The organism is Gimesia alba (assembly GCF_007744675.1).
Taxonomy (GTDB): domain Bacteria; phylum Planctomycetota; class Planctomycetia; order Planctomycetales; family Planctomycetaceae; genus Gimesia; species Gimesia alba.
The window spans coordinates 2,977,915-2,997,213 of sequence record NZ_CP036269.1 but is presented as its reverse complement, the minus strand read 5'-3'; the positions used below and the strand labels follow the sequence as shown (position 1 = coordinate 2,997,213).

Here is a 19,299-nt window from a genome sequence, read left to right as displayed (position 1 = left end):
AAAAATATTTCATAAAGAGAAACGGGAGAAGATTGTGTCGGATAATCCATTGGATACCAACTTCCAGAAGAAAAACGAGTTTTTGATCGGCATCGACTCAGACGGCTGTGCCTTTGACTCAATGGAAATTAAACACAAAGAGTGTTTTATTCCTAATTTCATCAACTACTTTGGTCTGCAACCCATCTCAAAATACGCACGGGAAGCGGCTGAATTTACCAACCTGTATTCGAAGTGGCGCGGGGCAAATCGCTTCATTTCTTATACACTGGCACTCGATCTGCTTGAAGAACGCCCGGAAGTACAATCACGTAAAGTAAGCGTTCCTAAGCTGCAAGGCGTCAGAGACTGGATTGAACGCGAAACCAAGCTGGGCAACCCGACATTGACCGCGGAAGTCGAAAAAACCAAGGATGCCGATCTGGAACTGGCATTGAAATGGTCACTGGCAGTCAATGAAATGATCGCTGACATGGTCCATGACGTTCCCCCTTATCCGAACGTCAGAGAGAGCCTGATGAAGCTCGATCCGGTCGCCGACATGATTGTCTGTTCCGCGACACCCAATGAAGCATTGAATAAAGAATGGGAAGAACACGACATCGCACAATTTGTCGATGCAATCTGCGGTCAGGAAGCGGGCAGCAAAAAGGAAACCCTGGGACAAGCCAAAGCTTGTGGCTACGAAGCAGACAAAGTGCTTATGATCGGCGATGCGCCCGGCGATATGAAAGCGGCGGAAGCGGTCGGCGCACTCTTCTATCCCATCAATCCCGGTGCGGAAGAAGCCAGTTGGGAACGCTTCATCGGCGAAGCTTGTGACAAGTTCCTCAAAGGCGAGTACGCTGGTGAATATCAGGCAAAAGTCATTGCGGAATTTGACAGTTATCTTCCAGAGCTACCGCCCTGGAAACGATAATCCCGTGAACTGAGTTCGTCTCAGCACGATCGAAATAAATCGCCCTCAACCTTATTTTAAATCACATCAGAAGTAAACGAGAATTGATCAATGTCAAAAAACGATATCGGCCTGGTAGGCCTGGCTGTCATGGGACAAAACCTGGTACTGAATATGGCCAATCATGGCTATGCAGTGGGTGTTTTCAACCGCACCACCAGCACCACAGACGAATTCGTCAGCAGCAAAACGGACGAGCAGAAGATCACAGGCTACCACAGCCTCAAAGATCTTGTGGACAGTCTGGCCGCTCCTCGTAAAGTCATGCTGATGGTCAAAGCGGGACCTGCCGTCGACGCCATCATTGATGATCTCAAAGGTTTACTCAGCCCTGGTGATATCATCATCGACGGCGGTAACACCCATTTCGACGACACCAATCGTCGGACTAAAGAAGTCGAAGAGGCCGGTCTGCTCTTCATTGGAACCGGTGTTTCCGGTGGTGAAGAGGGCGCCCTCAAAGGCCCCAGCATCATGCCCGGCGGATCTCCAGCTGGTTGGCCGCATGTCAAATCGATCCTGCAGGACATCTCTGCAAAGGTCGGCGATAATCACGACATTCCCTGCTGCGAATGGGTCGGCGAAGCCGGAGCAGGGCACTATGTCAAAATGGTGCATAACGGCATCGAATACGGGGACATGCAGCTGATCTGTGAATCGTACTACATCCTCAAACATGCCCTGGGACTCACCAACGAAGAACTTTACAAGGTCTTCGATGAATGGAACAAAGGCGAACTGGAAAGTTACCTGATTGAGATCACCCGTGACATCTTCACCGTCATTGATGAAGAAACCGGCGATTATCTGGTTGATAAAATCCTGGATACCGCCAAACAAAAGGGAACCGGAAAATGGATGAGCCAGCATGCTCTGGATCTGGGTGTTCCCACAACGCTGATCACCGAAGCCGTTTATGCCCGTTGCCTGTCTGCTCAGAAAGACGCACGTGTGCGTGCTTCTAAAATCCTGGGTGGGCCTGATAAAAAGTTTGAAGGTGATCGCGATCAGTTCATCGAAGATGTCCGTCAGGCCTTGTATGCGTCCAAATTATGCAGCTATGCTCAAGGATACGTTCAGCTGAATTCTGCCGCCGAGCACTTTGGCTGGAAGCTGAATAACGGCGATATTGCTCTGCTTTGGCGCGGCGGATGCATTATTCGCTCGACCTTCCTGCAGGACATTAAAGCAGCCTTCGACAAGAACCCGGAACTGGAAAACCTGCTGCTGGACGATTTCTTCCGCAATGCCGTTGAAAACGCGCAACCCAGCTGGCGTCGCGTTGTCGCGACCGCCGTTGAACTGGGACTGCCGGTTCCCAGTTTCACTGCCGCTTTGAGCTACTACGATGGCTATCGCCAGGCGCGCTTGCCAGCCAACCTGCTGCAGGCACAACGTGACTACTTTGGCGCTCATACCTATCAACGAATTGATAAAGAGGGAACGTTCCATACTGACTGGATTCGTGAGCGCCGTCTGGACTCATAAGCAGATCCCGGCAGGTTCATACAAATGAACCTGCCGTTTTTTTTGCTGTAGCCAGCCTGATGATTCGCCCGTTAATATAGGGAATAACTTGATAGACGGGCTACATGGTGATTAGCGGGGAGTGGAGCAATGCGAATCGTGCTGTTGGGGACAGGTGGTTATCACCCTAATGAGCGTCGGCATACCGCCTGCTTAATGCTCCCCGAGTTGGGAATCATTTTTGATGCGGGAACCAGTTTTTTTCGCGTTCCCGATTTCCTGCAAACGCGCGATTTACAGATTTTCCTGACGCACGCCCACCTGGACCATATTGCAGGGCTCTCTTTTTTCCTGGTTCCCATGCTGACCGATCAAGTCGATTCCGTCAAAGTGTATGGGGAAGCAGCCAAGCTGACCGCGATTCAGACACACCTGTTCTGTGAAGAAATCTTTCCCGTCCTGCCTGATTACGAATACATTCCCTTGCCGAAAACAGTCAACGTTCCCGGTGAGGGAATTCTGAGGCACTTAAAGCTGGAACATCCGGGCGGATCTGTGGGATATCGCATTGATTGGCCCGAACATTCGCTGGCTTACATCACCGATACCGCCAATCCGGAACAGCATCTCGACTTTGTTCAAGGTGTCGATCTCTTGATCCATGAGTGCTACTTTCCCGATGATATGGCAGAGTGGGCCGAAAAAACCGGGCACAGCCACACAACGCCCGTCGCGGAACTGGCCAGAGATTCGCAAGTCGGAAAATTAGTGCTGACACACATCGACCCGCAACGTTCAGGCGATGATCCCATCGGAATCCAAGTTGCCCAGAAAATCTTTCCGAATACCACACTCGGCGAAGATCTGATGGAACTCGAATTTTAAACCCGGAACATGAAATCCAAGTCGTCCACTCTCTTAAGACCAGGCAAGCATTCCCCATGACGAAAGAAACAGCAGGCAACACATTTCTTTCTCAAGAACTGCTTGAACTGTTGAGAAACCCGGAAAATGGAAATCATCTGGAATGGGATGCGGAACAAAGTGTACTCATCGACCGGGAAACCAAAGGTTCTTTTCCTGTCAAAATGAATATCCCCCGGTTTGTCGAATCCGAACATCTTACCAGCTTCGGATTGCAGTGGAATAAATACGAGGTAGCGCATGATGATGAAGACCGCGCCACCTTTGCTGCCAAAACCGGCTTAGAACTCAGTGAATTACAGGGACTCAAAATCCTGGACGCCGGCTGTGGAGGCGGCCGTTACTGTAAAGTCGCCGCTGAAGCAGGGGGCAATGTATTCGGTGCCGATCACACGACTGCAGTCGAGAAAGCACAAACGCTCTGCAGTCACCTGAAGAATGTTCAACTGGTCCAGGCCGATCTGAAACATCTCCCGTTTGAACCCGCATCATTTGATTTCGTCTTCTCGATTGGCGTGATGCATCACGACAAAGATACACGGGCCGTCTTCGATGCCGTAGCCCGCATGGTCAAACCGGGGGGCCGCTATTCGGTCTGGCTCTATCGCAAAAACCAGTGGTGGCAGGAAAGAATCAATTCCGGACTTCGTAAAATTACCACCCGCATGACTCCCAAAAAACTGGAACCATGGTGCCGTTTGGGGGCGTGGCTGGGCGGTATCCCCGTGATCAACAAAGTGCTGAATAAAATCGTTAATTTCAGTAACCACCCCAATTGGGAAAATCGAGTCTGTGATACCTTTGACTGGTTCGCCCCCGCCTATCAATACCATCATACCACCGACGAACTCAAAAGCTGGTTCGAGCAGGCCGGGTTTGAAGACTTGAAGATTCTCCCGCCGGAAAAATCAGGTGCCTTCTACCTCTGGTGCTACCACCATAACCTCTTAATAGGCAGCGGCGTGAACATCCAGGGTACGAAAACCGCTTAGCCAAACAGATACCCCAATCAAAACCTCCGACCTAATTGTTAAGTCATGCCTGAATTAGCCTGGCGAAATCGAGCATCCGCAGCCCCTTCCAAATCTGATATCTACACCGAATGCGGTTCGAAATGAAACAGACTGTTATTAAACCGTCCATCAGACTTGACAATCTGGCCTGAAAAAGTGATAGAGGAAAGAACTTGATTTAGAGATACGCATAAAATTATCCATTTGTCACCCATTTTGATAATTCAATCTACGAGGGTACAAATGAAAAAAAACGTTTGTTTTTAACCTGAAGAACAATCAATTCCACATTCCAATATAAAACTGCCACTGTTTTTTGTGGCAGTCAAGCGCGACAGGGAGTGTCATGAATCCATCGAACCCTCCGCCCGGGCCATCGACTCCTCAAATTGAAGAACTAGTCAACAAGCATTACAACGCAACGATTCAAGAATTGCGCAAGCCACACGATCATTTGATGATCGTGCGAGTCAAACCTGATGCAGAGGTTCCCAGCTTCTCAGGTGGTCAATATACGACGCTCGGTTTAGGTTCCTGGGAATCGCGGGTTGATGGAGGTCCGCTGGCGGAACTACCAAAGCCTAAACTCATCCGCCGCGCTTATTCCATCTCCTGCCCCATGCTCGATGCGCAGGGGAATCTGCTTGCCAATGATCAGATCGACTATCTGGAATTTTATATCACGCTCGTATTACGTCCCGATTCAGACGATCCACCACTGACGCCCCGCCTGTTTTCTCTGAAAGAAGGAGACCGGTTGCATCTGGGCAAGAAACCTGTGGGAACTTACACACTCAAGCCGATTCAATCCGATGACAATGTCATTTTTGCCGGAACAGGCACGGGTGAGGCTCCTCACAACTCGATGAGCGTGGAGTTACTCAAACGGGGGCACACCGGAAAAATCGTCTCCATGACCTGTGTACGCTACAAAGGAGACCTCGGTTATCTGGATCAACAGGACCAGTTACAGAAACAATTCTCTAATTATCGGTACGCTGCCTTCACGACACGCGAGCCTGAAAATATAGACCAGAACCACCCCCAGTATGTCGGCAAACAGTATTTGCAGGACATCATTCATCCTGAAAAATTTCAGGAACAGTTTGGCTGGACTCCGAATCCGGAACAGACGCATGTCTTCCTGTGTGGCAATCCTTCCATGATCGGACTTCCGGAGAAAGACGAGCAGGGAACGCTGGTCTTTCCTCAGCCCAAGGGCATGGTCGAACTGCTTTCCGAACAGGGATATCAACTTACCACGGCCAAAAATCCGGGAAATATCCACTTCGAGAAATACTGGTAAGACCGCCGTTTTCAAGCATGCAGATCACAACCGACGAAGCAATCGGGGCTTTTATAAAGCCCCTTGTTGGACGCTGACTTGAACTGCGCAATGAGTTTCTGAAATACTCAGAAGCGGGTGAGAACGCGAGACAATAGATCCAATCAAAGAGATCTGAAGCCGCAATAAAGCGGGCGACCTGTCTGAGATCGCGTTCTCAATAAGCATGTAAAGGCTCAAGATCAAAGCGACCTGATTGAAGTCGCTTTGAACAACCCTCAAATGGGCTTAGCCTTTACGGTGTCTGATTTTAGCTCGTGCACGTCGTTTTTTACGACCAATTTTTCGACGACCTTTACCTGTCTTCTTGGTACCCATTCGAAGAAATGCCTTTCGTTTCTGCTTCTAATTTAAGTGATTTTCAATATATTCGGCTCTGTTAACCCATCGACCGATTTCGGGTTAACGTCCCATTTCAAGTAGATTCTCACGGTTTTTATTCGGAAACCGTGGTGCAAACCGTTACTTTAACAGGCTTTGGCAGAATCTTCAACCACGCCTGTTCAAGGAATTTCAGGTCCCTTGAGAAATCTGTCTGAAAACCGGAAGATAGAACCACAGCCTTAGAAGCTCAAACTGACTCAACTCTTCACCAGGAACAGCTAAAATGGATTACCGCAACTTAGGAAAAGCTGGCGTACGCGTCTCTCCCGTTTGTCTGGGAACAATGATGTTCGGCGGACCCACTAACGAATCAGACTCGATCGCCATTATGCATAAAGCCATCGATCTTGGCATCAACTTCTTCGACACCGCAAACATGTACAGCACCGGTGGATCAGAAATCGTTGTGGGAAAAGCCCTGGCGGATCGACGTGAAAAAGTCATTCTGGCAACCAAAGGACGCGCCCCGATGGGAGACGGCCCCAATGATGCCGGCGCCAGCCGCGTGCACCTGATGCGAGAATTAGACAACAGCCTCAAACGAATGGGAACCGATTACGTCGATCTCTACTATGTCCATACCCCCGATTATCAGACACCGATTGAAGAAACACTTCGCGCCCTGGACGACATGGTCCGGTCCGGAAAAGTCCGCTATATCGCCTGTTCCAACTTTCGTGCCTGGCGATTGGCGGAAGCACTCTGGACCAGCGATGTACGCAACCTCTATTCGTTCAGCTGTGTGCAACCCCTGTATAACATCATGAACCGGGACATTGAGGTCGAATTGATGCCCCTCTGTCAGGAAAAGGGAATCGGCGTCGTCAGTTACAGCCCGCTTGCCCGGGGAATCCTGACCGGAAAATACCGCAAAGACCAACCCTTCCCCGAAGGGAGTCGCGCTTCCCGTAATGACAAACGCATGAACGAAGCGGAACTCCGTGATGTCAGCATTGAACTCTCGCAGGAAATTGCCGACTACTGTGACAAAAAAGGCGTTTCCATGACGAATTTTGCCTTGGCCTGGTGTCTGGCAAATCCGATTCTCACCTCAATTATTATCGGCCCCCGCACAATGGAACAATTCGACGACAACATGGGTTGCCTGGATGTGGAAATCACCGCCGAAGACGAAGCCTTTATCGATTCGCTCGTTCCCCCGGGAGAACACAGCGGCAAAGGATTCCAGGATCCTCAATATCCGGTCACAGGACGAGGGAAATAATTCCCGTCAGGGGAGTCCCCCAAACTGTCGCACCGCTTCGTACATCACGGCGGTCGCGGTGCTCGCTAAATTCAGGCTGCGAACCTGCTCATACATCGGCAGTTTCAGATTGGAATCGGGGGACTCTTCCAGAATGCGGGGGGGCAGGCCGTTGCTTTCACTGCCAAACAAGAAGACCTGTCCCGGTTCCAACTCCGCCTCCCAGACGAAGCGGGTTGCGAACTTGGTCAGCTTCCACCATGTCCTGTCAGAGAGCTGTTCCTGCACTTCCGCCAGACTGTCGACTGCTTCCCAGTTCAAATGCTGCCAGTAGTCCATGCCGGCACGTCGTAAATGCTTTTCATCGAGCTTAAAGCCCAGAGGTCTGACCAGCCACAATTTGGCACCGACGGCCACGCAGGTGCGGCCGATATTGCCGGTATTCTGCGGGATATCCGGCTGGTAAAGGACAACGTGCATTGAAGGCTCAGACGATGATGACATTTCCACTCTCAAATTGGTAAAATTCTCGTAAAACAGGGATAAATACGAATTTATAGCACTCGTAACAAAGCACGATCTATGTAATACTTAACGCGTTCCCGTTATGATACTTCTGCTCAAAATCAGCTCTTGGGCAGGGTACTCGAACAGGCAAGAGAATGGTACGGACAGCCGTTCCCGCTGTCGAACATTTTTCTAATTCTAGAGCGCATCACATTTAACTATAGCGTCACTCAATCTAATATACTCGGTCCAAATGGCCTTGGAGACGCTACAGTAAAACTGGACACAGTCTACAAACTCAAATTCAAACTAGTACAACTCAATAAGATTTTCCCATGTTTCAAAAAGTCAGCGATGCCAGCTTCATTCAAGGTGAACACGAAATCCTCAAATTCTGGGAAGACAACCAGACTTTTGATCAGCTTCGCAAAAAAAACAAAGGCAAACCCAAGTGGAGCTTCATTGACGGCCCCATGACGGCCAATAACCCCATGGGCGTTCACCATGCCTGGGGGCGCGCCTACAAAGACGCCTACCAGCGTTATTACGCCATGACGGGACACGAACTGCGATTCCAGAATGGTTTCGACTGCCAGGGGCTCTGGGTCGAAGTCGAAGTGGAAAAAGAGCTGGGCTATGGAACCAAACAGGAAGTCGTCGCACACGGCATCGATAAATTCGTCAACGAATGCAAAAAACGCGTCCTGCGTTTCGCTGCCCGTCAAACAGAACAGTCGGTGCGACTGGGTTACTGGATGGACTGGGATAATCCCGACGAACTGCGCAATCTTGCAGAGTACGTCGGCAAAGATACCGAAGTCACGCTCACAGCCCCCAGTGGAAAGCAGATCACCGACAAAGCAGACATGCTGGTTTCAAAATTGGGGAATGCCGAATGGGGGGGCAGCTATTTCACCTTCTCCACCGAAAATAACGAAACCATCTGGACCTTCCTCAAAAAGTGTTTTGAACGCGGCAAAGTCTATCGCGGCCATGATGTCATGCCCTGGTCAGGTCGGGGAGGCAGTGCCTACAGTCAGATGGAAGTCGCAGACGGACGAAAGCTCTCTGTGCATCGTTCCGTCTTCGTCCGGTTCCCCCTTAAGGACCGTGAAAATGAATATCTGCTGATCTGGACGACGACTCCCTGGACACTCACCAGTAACGTCGCGGCGGCCATCAACCCCGATCTGGATTATGTCAAATTGCAGTCCAAAAAAGATGACGCCATCTACTACTTCGCCAAAGACAACCTGGAATACCAGCGACTGAGCCGGGAGTTTAAAGAAGGCTTCGGCAAACCCGAGTGGTCCTGGCCGAAAGAGGTTCCCAAACTGAAAACGCTGGCCCAGATCTTTAAAGAGCAGGGGGGCTATGAAATTCTCGACACCATCAAAGGAGCCGCCATGGTGGACTGGGAATACGAGGGTCCCTTCGATGATCTTCCCGCCCAACAATCACCGGGCGGCTATCCCAGTGATGAATCGTTACTCGATCAAACCGGAGTCTCTTGTCATAAAGTGGTTGACGGCGGTCGCGATTTCAAAGGCAATCCGCACGTCGTCGCTGGCGAAGGGACCGGTATCGTGCATACCGCTCCCGGCTGTGGTGATGTTGACCATCAACTGGGCAAGCAGTTAGGACTGGTGGCAATCGCCCCGCTTGGCGAGGATGGCCGCTTCGAAGACGGATTCGGTGAATTCACCGGCAAAGAAGCCATTGATCCTGCCACACCCGAGCTGGTGTTCGAACGGCTGAAAGAAAAAGGGCTGCTGGTCTACGTCGAACAGTACCCGCACATCTACCCGCACTGCTGGCGTACCGGCGATGAACTGATTTTCCGTCTGGTCGATGAATGGTTCATCAACATGGACTGGCGCGAAGAGATCAAAGATGTCACCCGTCAAATCGACTGGGTTCCTTCCAGCATTGATGGTGAGCAGCATGAGCTGGAATGGCTTACCAACATGCGGGACTGGATGGTCTCCAAGAAACGCTTCTGGGGCCTGGCGCTGCCGATCTGGGTCGATGAAGAAACGGGTGATTTTGAAGTCATTGGCTCCCTGGACGAACTGAAAGAACGTGCGGTTGAAGGCTGGGACGCTCTGAAAGGACACACGCCGCACCGTCCCTGGATCGATCAGGTCAAGCTGCAAAACCCCAAAACGGGCAATCTGATGTCGCGCATCCCCGATGTCGGAAACCCCTGGCTGGATGCAGGAATCGTGCCGTTTTCGACAATGCAATACAATACGAATCAGGAAGAATGGAAGAAGTGGTATCCAGCGGATCTCGTCACCGAGTGTTTCCCCGGTCAGTTCCGTAACTGGTTCTACGCGTTACTCTCGATGGCCACGATGATGGACGGCACGCCGCCGTTCAAGACCCTGCTCGGCTATCGACTGGTGTTGAATGAAGAAGGCAAGCCGATGCACAAATCGGATGGAACCGCCATCTGGTTTGAAGAAGCCGCCGAGCAGTTGGGCGTCGATACGATGCGCTGGATGTATCTGGCACACAACCCGGCATCTGACCTGCGATTCGGCATGCGGAACCCGGAACAACAGGTGACGCTGAATACGCCGGAAGGCCCGATCAGCGAAACGAAAGAGGGCGCTCCCACCTGTCTGGTGGAAAGTAAACCGGCCGATGAAATTCGCCGTCAGGTTCTGATTCCGCTTTGGAATTCGTATGCCTTCTTTGTGAACTATGCGCGCCTGGATGAATTTGATCCTGCTCAGGAACGTGTCCCCGTGGCAAATCGTCCCGAAATCGATCGTTGGATCTTATCCAATCTGCAAGCTTTACTCGCATCTGCCAAAACGGAAATCGAAGCCTTTAACATCGCCGGTTTCCTCAAGAATGCGGCCGCCTTCATCGATGACCTGTCGAATTGGTACATCAGACGAAACCGACGTCGATTCTGGCGTTCTCAAGATGCGAATGACACGGATAAACTGGCCGCGTACCAGACTCTGTTCGAAGTGCTGGTCACCCTGTCCAAAGCACTCGCTCCCAGCATCCCGTTTCTCAGTGAGCGAATCTACCAGAATCTGGTCACCAGCTGGGATGACAGTGCTCCAAACAGTGTGCATCTTTGTGACTATCCCCTGTGTGACGACTCGCTGCTGGATGAAGAACTCAACTTCCGTGCTCTACAGGCCCAGATCGTCGTCAAACTGGGGCATAAGTTACGCGATGAATCCAACCAGCGCGTGCGTCAGCCTCTGGCGGAACTCCGATTCGCCTGTCAGACAGCGCAACAGTCTGAGGCCATCGAAAGTCTGGCCAATACCATTGAAGAAGAGTTGAATATCAAACAGGTCACGCGCTGCGAAAACCTGGACGATCTGGTCAGCTACACGTACAAACCGAATTTGAAAACACTGGGCCCCAAATACGGCAAGCTGCTCGGCATGCTCCGAAAGGATCTGCCCGAAGTCGGAGACGCGGTACTCGGCCCGCTCAGACGTGGTGAATCGGTCTCGCTCGAAATTTCCGGTAACCAGATTGATCTGGAACCCGAAGATGTGTTAGTCGGAACCGAACAAGCGGCCGACTGGGTTTGCTCCGATGATCAAGGAATCCAGATTGCGATTTCCACCAAGCTCACGCCTGAACTGGAAAAAGAAGGCATGGCCCGCGATTTTGTGCGGCAGGTTCAACAACTTCGCAAAGAAGCCGACCTGGAAATTGAAGACCGGATCAAAGTCTACTTCAACTCTAATGGCGCAACCGAAGTCGAACAGGCCGTCTCGACCTGGTCTGATTACATCCTGGGAGAAACACTGGGAGATCAACTGAAACCGTCAGACAGTGCAGCGGACACCAAAGAAGTCACGATTGGAAATTCCAAAGTCGGAATTCGCATCGAGAAATCATAAGTCAAATCTGATCTTCAAGTCGTAGTCGCTGATTCGGTTTCGCGACTACGACCATTGATCCCTCGATTATTTCTGGGACTGTTTTTCTTCAATTCGTTCTACCAGTCGCGTCACGTAGGATTGCAAACGTCGATCCAGCTTGGGATTCTTGAGAGGCAATTGCGCAATTTCGTCTTTGACCGGCGCCACTTTTTCATTGCTCAATTTATCAAGTCCGTTCAGCGCCAGCATCGCGACATACACTCCGTCCTGATTCTGGTTCGAAAGTGAAACCAGCGTCCGGACCGCCTCTTTGGACTCCTGCGCGTTACCATATTTGCCAAGTGCTTCTGCGGTGATACAGCGTACCGATTTGGAAGAATCCTTTAACGATTTTTGTAATGCACTGTGAGCCTGTTTGACGGCGTTTTCGCCCCGCATTAAGAGTCCCATTGCCGCCCAATAGCGGACCGCCGAATTTTGAGCATTCAATCCGGCAACGAGTTCTGCCTGACCATCCTGCGTACCGGAGGACGCCACTTCTGCCATCGCCAGAATTTTCTTTAAGGGATAGAGTTCATTATTTTGCCCAACGAGGTAGGGGGCACCGCCATCAGACAGACTGTGGATTTCCGCTTCCGGCATAAATCCAAGATCCCTGATCTCAAGAATTTTCTGCTGTTGGGCCTGCCGCAGCTCTTTGAGAATGTCCTGATGTTCGTCGGAGTTCATCAGATTATTGACTTCGTCCAGATCTGCCTCAAGGTCATACAACTCTTCGGCCGGCTTGGTTTCCCAGAAATAGGTCTGTGGCGGAGTCAACTTGCCGGCATCATACAGTTTTTTCCAGACCTGAGTCGTCGGGGTCTGGAACATATAATTCAGGTACTGACCATACTCCTTGTGAGGCATAAAGTTTTTGATATACAGATAACGCTTGTTTCTGACTGATCGAACCAGGTCATAGCGTTCATCCATCCGACCACGAAAACCGTATTGATACTCTTGGGGCGCCGTCTCATATTGTCCCATAAACGCATTTCCCTGCATGTGGGCGGGCGGCTTGATACCAGCCAGGCTGAGCGCCGTGGGTGCGAAATCGACAAAGCCAACCAGTCGATCCGACTTGCCATCCGTTTGATAATCAGGGGGAGCCAGCTTGCGGAACTTCGGGGGAACATAGATCACCAGAGGAACCTGCAAACCCGAGTTATAAGGCCAACGTTTGCTGCGTGGCATTCCCGAACCATGATCGCCGTAATAGAAAATAATCGTGTCTTCCGTTAGCCCTGCGTCGGCGAGTTCCTTGAGATTCTTCCCGACCAATGCATCCATTTCCGTAATGCGATCATAGTATTGTGCCCAGTCATGACGAACTTCGGGAGTATCCGGATGGTAAGCAGGCACACGCACTTTCGCAGGATCATGCACCAGTGTATGCGGACGGTTGCGAATTTTACTTTCGTGGCTGATCGTATGGTTAAAGACGGCAAAGAAAGGTTGCCCGGATTTCCGATTCTTCCAATGCGCTTTTCTGTTGGATTCATCCCAGACCTTGCCTGGCTTGGCGACGTTGTAATCTTCTTTGCTGTTATTCGTGCAGTAGTAGCCGGCTTCTCTGAGGTACTGTGGATACATCAGAAAGTTTTTGGGTAACTTGACCATGCTCCGCATATGTTCGGCCCCCAGGCAGGTCGGGTACATGCCTGTAATCAATGTCGTTCGCGCGGGAGCACAAACCGGCGCCGTCGACCAGCAGTTGAGATAGATCATCCCCTCTGAAGCCAGCTTGTCGATGTGTGGCGTATCGGCGTATTTGTCTCCATAGCAACCCAGGTGGGGACCGTTGTCTTCACTGGTAATCCACAAAATATTCGGGCGGCTGCCTTCTGACTCCGCTGCGAAAAGGGAAAGATCAGAGCCACATACGGCTACGATCATTAAAGAAAGCAACATCCATCCGAGATTGTTTCGCAGAGCACTTTTAAACTGCATTTTTCTTCTTTCAAATCTAAGCTGAAGCTGAAAGCCATCTCACAAATAAAATGGCATATCCTTTTAATACATGTCTGATCCAGCGGGCGTTCAGAACAAAATCTGATCAGTTTGCTTTGACATCATAACACAACAATAAATCCTGATCTCTTAAAAAGAGCTTTCCATCCGCAACAACCGGGTGTGGCCAGGCGGGCCTGCCGCTCCGCTCGGGTTGGTCGAACTGTCCCTTTTCCACATAGGCCTTGGGATTCACTTCCACCAGTGCGATGGGCCCTTTCTCACTCCGCATGTAAATATGACCGTCGGCACAAGTCAGGGCGCCTTTACCGACAGATCGATTCTGCCAGACCGTCTGACCATCTCTCAGGTTAATGCAGGTCAGCTTGCCAGGATCACTGGAGCCATAGAGGAACCCATCAACTTGAACCATGCCTCCATGATGATTTTTCATATCCTGCGTAAAGAAACCCAACTGAGCAGACACCCGATTTTGAGCCGCCGTTAAACGGAGCAGGGCACCCCCCGTACCATAACCGGATGCATAAAAAATCGAGTTATTCCCTGGAAAAAAGATCGGTGCAGAGCAGTTAGCCGTTTTATTCGCCGCCCGATTATTTCCCCAGAGTGGTGTCCCGGTTTGTGCTTCGACTCCCATAATGCCGTCATGCGTAAAATTCACATACTGCTGCACGCCCCCCACTGTCACCTTAATGGGCGAGGAGTAAGCGGCTTTGGGATTCCCAGGCACAGCCGCCTTCCAGATCGGACTGCCATCCTGCTTATTGAGAGCCACCATCGTGGCACCTTGCCCACCGGGAGAACAAATCAGTTTATCCCCATCGATCAGGGGAGATTCGCTGATTCCCCAGACAATATTACTGGCGCCAAAATCTTGCAAAATATTTTTGGTCCATTCCACATTTCCATTCCTGGTTGACATTCGTGAAAGGTCTCCACTCGCCCCCAATACATACAATGCATCGCCATCAATTGTAGGAGTAGAGCGGGGGCCATTTCCCTGTCCATCTTTGAATACTGAACCATTAGGCTGAGTCCAGACAATTTCCCCGGTATTGACATCAATGGCGATCACGACCTCTTCATTCGCTTTGGTCCCCATCGTAAACACCAGATTGCCACTGAGCGAGACCGAAGAATAGCCCTCGCCTAAACCGCGGGCGGTCCAGAGTAATTTCGGCGGGCTTTGATTCCAGTCTTTGATCAAGCCGGTCTCGGTCGAAATATTAGTACGCCCGGGACCACGAAATTGCGTCCATCCCTGAGCAACGGGAGACGGATTTCCTATATCCGTTCTTTTTTTGGCTTTCATTTCTTTCTTGGGCCGACTCACCGTGCTGCTGGATTTGGAAGCCACGACATCACGAACGGAAAACCGTGTGATCTTTCCTGATGCGGTTGTAAAAACAGTTGCCCTTTGACCTATCTTGAACTGGTCAAATTGAGATTTTTTTCCGTTAAATGTAGAAGGTGCTGAGTCGGGAATCGTGAAACTTTTTTCTTTCCCCAGAGTCGATTTAATCGTGACCTGTTTTTGCGACTCGGAAAGTGAGGTGATGATGCCACTAAAAATTGCTGCTTCCGCCTGCACCACACAAGATGTGAAGAACAGGCAGACCATCAGACTTAGAAGCCGCTTTAATCGCATGAGAAGCCCTCTTGTTTTTCAGAAACCAGTCAGTTACTCCCTTATTGCTGCTACCCGCAGACATAGTTTTGAAGCTCGATTATAGCCGGTTCAGAACAGCGGATGAAGCAGGAAATTCGAATTGCAGGATTTTGAGGACCTTTTCTGATCTCATCGGATTCAGATGAATAGGAATCCCCAGCGGCCCTCAGTCGGTGGGGAGAGAACTGAACTCGACCAGGGTCACGACGGGACGATGATCCGACACCCAGGTCCACCGGTTCTCTGCAGAAAGAACCTTTATCAATTGATTGGCCCAAATTCCATCCAGATCCAGTACAGGCAAGGGTAAAGGCCAGGTTGCCATGTAACCATTGCCCGCCGATTCTAACGAATTTTTAAGCTGGGCTCGGACAGGATCAAAGTGAACCGAATCACTGGGAGTATTAAAGTCTCCCAAGACCAAAATCGGACGATCGCTCTTTGCTGAGACGAGATTCGCGAGTTCTTGCAGAGCAAATTTTCTGGATCGTAAAATATCGCTTCTGATATCGACGAGATAGACCGACACGATGCCTTGAGGCGCTTGACTTATCGTCAAATCGACAGACTCATATTTCCCCATCTTGGCAAGGGCCCCCGAATTCTGATTCGATATGGGAAACCGCGACAGAATGACCAACCCCTCCTTCACAAACTGGTAAGGATGTTCTGGAAATGACTCTTTCCAGAACAATTTCATTTTGTCTGAGTCAGCACCCGCTTCCACCAAACCAATCAGATCCGCATCGACGGCTCTCAGTTCGTCCAGAACTCGTTCCATCCCCCAGATTCGATCACCTATGTTCCAGAAAAGAACACGGATGACTGGCGGCGTTTGTTCTGGAGTGTTTGACGGGGTATCGTGTCTTTGAAATTGAGAGTTCCAACACCAGCTCCCTACTAACAAAGTCAGAAAGAGCCAAACCAGAGAAATCCGATGCCAACGCACATACCAGGACAAAATAAAAACAGACGCTGCCCCCAGACTCAACAGGATGAGGGGAGACAAATAAAACACCAATCTCGGCACAAGTCCCCCTGCATCGCGCACTGTTAACCGAATGATGATCGCCAAAACCCAGCTGGCCGAGAGGATCAATATCAAGAGCTTCAGCAGCCATATTCGCAGCCTGCCTGAAGCAGCCGGCACAGTTTGGGTTGCTGAATCCGAATGTTTTTTCGTCCGATTATCTGACGGTCCTGCGTTCATATTAATTCATTTCTCTGAAACCACTTATTCCAGTCTGCCTGATTTTCATCGGAATCCATTGATCTATTTATAGAAAAGTGAGTCTCGGTTATATTATGATCCAGTGACATTGGGATTCTCACAGATTCGAAACACTCTGAATTCTTTACTTACGACAAGGGAAATAAACTCAACATGAGCCAGACACCGGAAGAACGCATACAGGAACTCGGACATACACTGCCATCTCCCCCCGCCGCTGTGGGATCATACATTCCAGTGACGCAGTTTGGAAATACAATTGTCACAAGCGGCCAACTCCCGTTTATTGGGACCGAATTGATGTTCAAAGGAAAAATTGGTGAACATCTTCATGAAGATGATGGCTCCAATGCAGCCTGTCTCTGCATTCTGAATGCACTGGCCCAAATCAAGTCCATCACAGGTGAGCTCTCCAAGATCAACAAAATCATTCGCCTGGAAGGATACGTCCATTCTGCTCCGGGATTTGATCGACAGCCTTACGTCCTGAATGCAGCATCACAGCTCTTAACCGACGTTTTAGGCGATAAAGGAAAACATACGCGCGTCGCGCTGGGAATATCGGAAATGCCTCTCAACGCTGCTGTTCAAATCGCGCTCTGGGTTGAAGTCTCGCCGTAAGACTTAACTTGAAATCAGGAGCATCTGCCTGGGCACTACCTGAAACTGGAATGGCCTCTATGAACTGGCGTGAAATACAACTTGATTGGAGTTCCTTGATTTGCTCCGGTTCAACCCAGAGAAAAGTAGCAAGTCTTCTGCTTGCTATGCTGATCAACACCAGTCTCGCCACAGCTCAGTTACCTCAGATTTCCCCGCGCGGTTCAAAATCAGCCCCCAGCTCTTCCGTGACAGTTGAGCCTGGAACGCAGAAAACGAATCAGAACGGTACCTGGACTTCTTTCCTGGGAAATCAACGTAACGGAATTTCAGAGGAAACCGGCCTGAATTTAAACTGGAACGTCCATCGCCCCTCTGTGCTTTGGCGTGTTCCCTTGGGCAGCGGTTATTCTTCCATTGTGGTGGCTGACGGCCGGATCTGGACAATGGCCACTCATCTGACGAATGATTTTGTCGTCTGCTTTGACGCGGACACTGGTAAGAAACTCTGGGCCACAATCGCCGCACCGACTTACCTGGATAGCCAGAGACAAGCACGTGGCCCCCGTTCCACTCCCACCTATCATGACGGAAAATTGTACTGCCTCTTACCAGCCGGGGATCTACTCTGCCTGGAAGCCAATTCCGGAAAAATCATCTGGAAAAAGAATATTTTCCGGCTGAGTGGTGCTGCACAACAGGAACAGAAGACCATTTATTACTGGGGCATGTCTGCGTCTCCCCTGATCGAAGGAGACCTTGTCATTCTTCAACCGGGGGGATCCAACAATAACTCGGTCATTGCTGTGAATAAAGAGACCGGAAAACTGGTCTGGTCTGCTGGAAACGATCCACCCGGTTATGGCTCTCCCATTGTCATCGAAGCAGAAGATCAGCGGCAAATTATTGTCCCGACAGGACAATCGATTCTCTCACTCAACCCGAAACAGGGAGGTCTGCTCTGGCGCGTGGTCTGGGGTAACAAATACAACTGCAATTGCGCCACTCCTGTCTGGAATGAGGATTCCCTGTTTATCTCTTCTGCGTATGGAACAGGCGCAATGCGTTTTGCCTTGATTCGTCAGAATGAGAGCCTGCGTCCGATCTCTCGCTGGAAAACTCTGACAATGCAGAACCAGTTTGCCACCAGCATCATCAAAGATGGTTATATCTACGGCCCGCACGGCGATCTGGCTGCGGTCACTTACCGCTGCCTGGATTTGCAGCGGGGGCAGGTCCAATGGATGTCCAGACGTGTTGGCAAATGTACTCAAATCGCCGTGGAAAATCACATTATCTGCCTGACGGAGCAGGGGACACTGATCTTAATTGAAGCCAACCCAGCCGAATATCGCGAAAAAGGCAAGCTGACCGGCTTGTTGGGATTTAAAGCCTGGGCCCATCCTGCTCTGGCAAACGGACGGCTCTATCTTCGCGATGAAAAACGGCTCGTCTGCCTCGATCTCAAACAAAAATAGCCGCGAAGGAATCATTGATTCCCGCACGGCTATGATTTTCAGATACGATACTTCATTTTATTTTGCAGGAGCTGTTTCCAGCTCTTTTTTGAGACTCGCCAGTTTCTGCTCTTGACGTTTGAGCAGTTTTTCCTGTGCCTCAATTTTTTGCTTTAGCACCTGCTTTTTCGATACTGCTGCCTTAGGAGGCTGTTTTTGTCCCGGCAGAATTCGGCGGGGAGGATTTCGCAATTTCACAAGGGCTTTTTTATTTTCTGCTTTGACCCGTGCAAGAATCCGATCTGCCTGGAGAATGGTCCTCCGCGCTTCGTCGAAGGCGGTATGATTCTTTCCATCAGGGCCTTTATACTCTCCCAAGTCATTGTCGCCTTCGTTGTCTTCAATGTCATTCTTGGCGTTCATAAGTGCATCATAGTAGGCACGGGCCAAACCAGTTTTCAAATCATCGCGATCATAGTTTGAATACTCGTCCGACTTCTTCTGACCTGAGTTTACCGATTTGAGCTCAGCTGCTTTTTGGTGTGCAGAACTAAAGCTGGCCATAGTGACGTAAAACAGGCCCATTGCAACAGCCAATGTCAGTAATCGTTTCATCAGTTCGCCTCATCTCTTTCTTAAATGCGAAATAACCACAGGTTAT

Annotated in this window: 14 protein-coding genes; 9 read left to right on the top strand and 5 right to left on the bottom strand. The window is 50.3% G+C overall.

Annotation, left to right across the window (positions count from 1 at the left end; all coding sequences use genetic code 11):
• The first annotated feature begins 34 nt into the window (after positions 1-34).
• From Pan241w_RS11245 to Pan241w_RS11220, 6 genes are all read left to right on the top strand, one after another.
• Complete coding sequence (locus tag Pan241w_RS11245) at positions 35-919, top strand: HAD family hydrolase (protein WP_145215232.1); 885 nt, start codon at positions 35-37, stop codon at positions 917-919.
• A 90-nt stretch (positions 920-1,009) separates the two neighbouring features.
• On the top strand, positions 1,010-2,446 hold the full coding sequence (gene gnd / locus Pan241w_RS11240; protein WP_145215229.1) for a decarboxylating NADP(+)-dependent phosphogluconate dehydrogenase: 1,437 nt from the start codon (positions 1,010-1,012) through the stop codon (positions 2,444-2,446).
• A gap of 129 nt (positions 2,447-2,575) precedes the next feature.
• Entirely contained in the window at positions 2,576-3,310 is a 735-nt protein-coding gene (locus Pan241w_RS11235; RefSeq protein ID WP_145215226.1) for an MBL fold metallo-hydrolase, read from the top strand.
• Positions 3,311-3,366: 56 nt separating this feature from the next.
• Positions 3,367-4,341: a class I SAM-dependent methyltransferase gene (locus tag Pan241w_RS11230; protein ID WP_145215223.1), complete on the top strand. Its 975-nt coding sequence runs from the start codon at positions 3,367-3,369 to the stop codon at positions 4,339-4,341.
• 367 nt (positions 4,342-4,708) lie between these two features.
• Complete coding sequence (locus Pan241w_RS11225; RefSeq protein ID WP_145215220.1) at positions 4,709-5,668, top strand: ferredoxin--NADP reductase; 960 nt, start codon at positions 4,709-4,711, stop codon at positions 5,666-5,668.
• 646 nt (positions 5,669-6,314) lie between these two features.
• Positions 6,315-7,316, top strand: a complete 1,002-nt coding sequence (locus Pan241w_RS11220) for an aldo/keto reductase (protein WP_145215216.1) — start codon at positions 6,315-6,317, stop codon at positions 7,314-7,316.
• A gap of 6 nt (positions 7,317-7,322) precedes the next feature.
• On the opposite strand, the gene Pan241w_RS11215 is transcribed toward Pan241w_RS11220, so the two are convergent.
• Entirely contained in the window at positions 7,323-7,799 is a 477-nt protein-coding gene (locus Pan241w_RS11215; RefSeq protein WP_145215214.1) for a tRNA (cytidine(34)-2'-O)-methyltransferase, read from the bottom strand.
• Positions 7,800-8,137: 338 nt separating this feature from the next.
• On the opposite strand from Pan241w_RS11215, the gene Pan241w_RS11210 reads away from it, so the two are divergent.
• A complete protein-coding gene (locus tag Pan241w_RS11210; protein ID WP_145215211.1) occupies positions 8,138-11,686 on the top strand; it encodes a class I tRNA ligase family protein in 3,549 nt (1,182 codons plus the stop codon).
• 66 nt (positions 11,687-11,752) lie between these two features.
• On the opposite strand, the gene Pan241w_RS11205 is transcribed toward Pan241w_RS11210, so the two are convergent.
• From Pan241w_RS11205 to Pan241w_RS29380, 3 genes are all read right to left on the bottom strand, one after another.
• A complete protein-coding gene (locus Pan241w_RS11205) occupies positions 11,753-13,660 on the bottom strand; it encodes a sulfatase-like hydrolase/transferase (RefSeq protein ID WP_145215208.1) in 1,908 nt (635 codons plus the stop codon).
• A 106-nt stretch (positions 13,661-13,766) separates the two neighbouring features.
• Positions 13,767-15,329, bottom strand: coding sequence for a PQQ-binding-like beta-propeller repeat protein (locus tag Pan241w_RS11200; protein WP_145215205.1), 1,563 nt, complete (start codon positions 15,327-15,329; stop codon positions 13,767-13,769).
• A 187-nt stretch (positions 15,330-15,516) separates the two neighbouring features.
• On the bottom strand, positions 15,517-16,131 hold the full coding sequence (locus Pan241w_RS29380; protein WP_198000471.1) for an endonuclease/exonuclease/phosphatase family protein: 615 nt from the start codon (positions 16,129-16,131) through the stop codon (positions 15,517-15,519).
• Between the two features lie 603 nt (positions 16,132-16,734).
• On the opposite strand from Pan241w_RS29380, the gene Pan241w_RS11190 reads away from it, so the two are divergent.
• Complete coding sequence (locus Pan241w_RS11190) at positions 16,735-17,202, top strand: RidA family protein (RefSeq protein ID WP_145215199.1); 468 nt, start codon at positions 16,735-16,737, stop codon at positions 17,200-17,202.
• A 59-nt stretch (positions 17,203-17,261) separates the two neighbouring features.
• On the top strand, positions 17,262-18,659 hold the full coding sequence (locus tag Pan241w_RS11185) for a PQQ-binding-like beta-propeller repeat protein (RefSeq protein ID WP_198000470.1): 1,398 nt from the start codon (positions 17,262-17,264) through the stop codon (positions 18,657-18,659).
• Positions 18,660-18,716: 57 nt separating this feature from the next.
• Here Pan241w_RS11185 and Pan241w_RS11180 read toward each other — a convergent pair whose 3' ends face one another.
• The gene (locus Pan241w_RS11180) at positions 18,717-19,253 is read right to left on the bottom strand and encodes a hypothetical protein (RefSeq protein WP_145215193.1); all 537 of its coding nucleotides are present in this window, start codon (positions 19,251-19,253) and stop codon (positions 18,717-18,719) included.
• Positions 19,254-19,299 lie beyond the last annotated feature (46 nt).

Coding starts and splice junctions, on each gene's coding strand:
- Pan241w_RS11215 (WP_145215214.1), bottom strand. CDS start 7,799: ATGTCATCATCGTCTGAGCCTTCAATGCACGTTGTCCTTTACCAGCCG.
- gnd (WP_145215229.1), top strand. CDS start 1,010: ATGTCAAAAAACGATATCGGCCTGGTAGGCCTGGCTGTCATGGGACAA.
- Pan241w_RS11220 (WP_145215216.1), top strand. CDS start 6,315: ATGGATTACCGCAACTTAGGAAAAGCTGGCGTACGCGTCTCTCCCGTT.
- Pan241w_RS11200 (WP_145215205.1), bottom strand. CDS start 15,329: ATGCGATTAAAGCGGCTTCTAAGTCTGATGGTCTGCCTGTTCTTCACA.
- Pan241w_RS11185 (WP_198000470.1), top strand. CDS start 17,262: ATGAACTGGCGTGAAATACAACTTGATTGGAGTTCCTTGATTTGCTCC.
- Pan241w_RS11180 (WP_145215193.1), bottom strand. CDS start 19,253: ATGAAACGATTACTGACATTGGCTGTTGCAATGGGCCTGTTTTACGTC.
- Pan241w_RS11210 (WP_145215211.1), top strand. CDS start 8,138: ATGTTTCAAAAAGTCAGCGATGCCAGCTTCATTCAAGGTGAACACGAA.
- Pan241w_RS11230 (WP_145215223.1), top strand. CDS start 3,367: ATGACGAAAGAAACAGCAGGCAACACATTTCTTTCTCAAGAACTGCTT.
- Pan241w_RS11190 (WP_145215199.1), top strand. CDS start 16,735: ATGAGCCAGACACCGGAAGAACGCATACAGGAACTCGGACATACACTG.
- Pan241w_RS11205 (WP_145215208.1), bottom strand. CDS start 13,660: ATGCAGTTTAAAAGTGCTCTGCGAAACAATCTCGGATGGATGTTGCTT.
- Pan241w_RS11235 (WP_145215226.1), top strand. CDS start 2,576: ATGCGAATCGTGCTGTTGGGGACAGGTGGTTATCACCCTAATGAGCGT.
- Pan241w_RS11225 (WP_145215220.1), top strand. CDS start 4,709: ATGAATCCATCGAACCCTCCGCCCGGGCCATCGACTCCTCAAATTGAA.
- Pan241w_RS29380 (WP_198000471.1), bottom strand. CDS start 16,131: ATGGAACGAGTTCTGGACGAACTGAGAGCCGTCGATGCGGATCTGATT.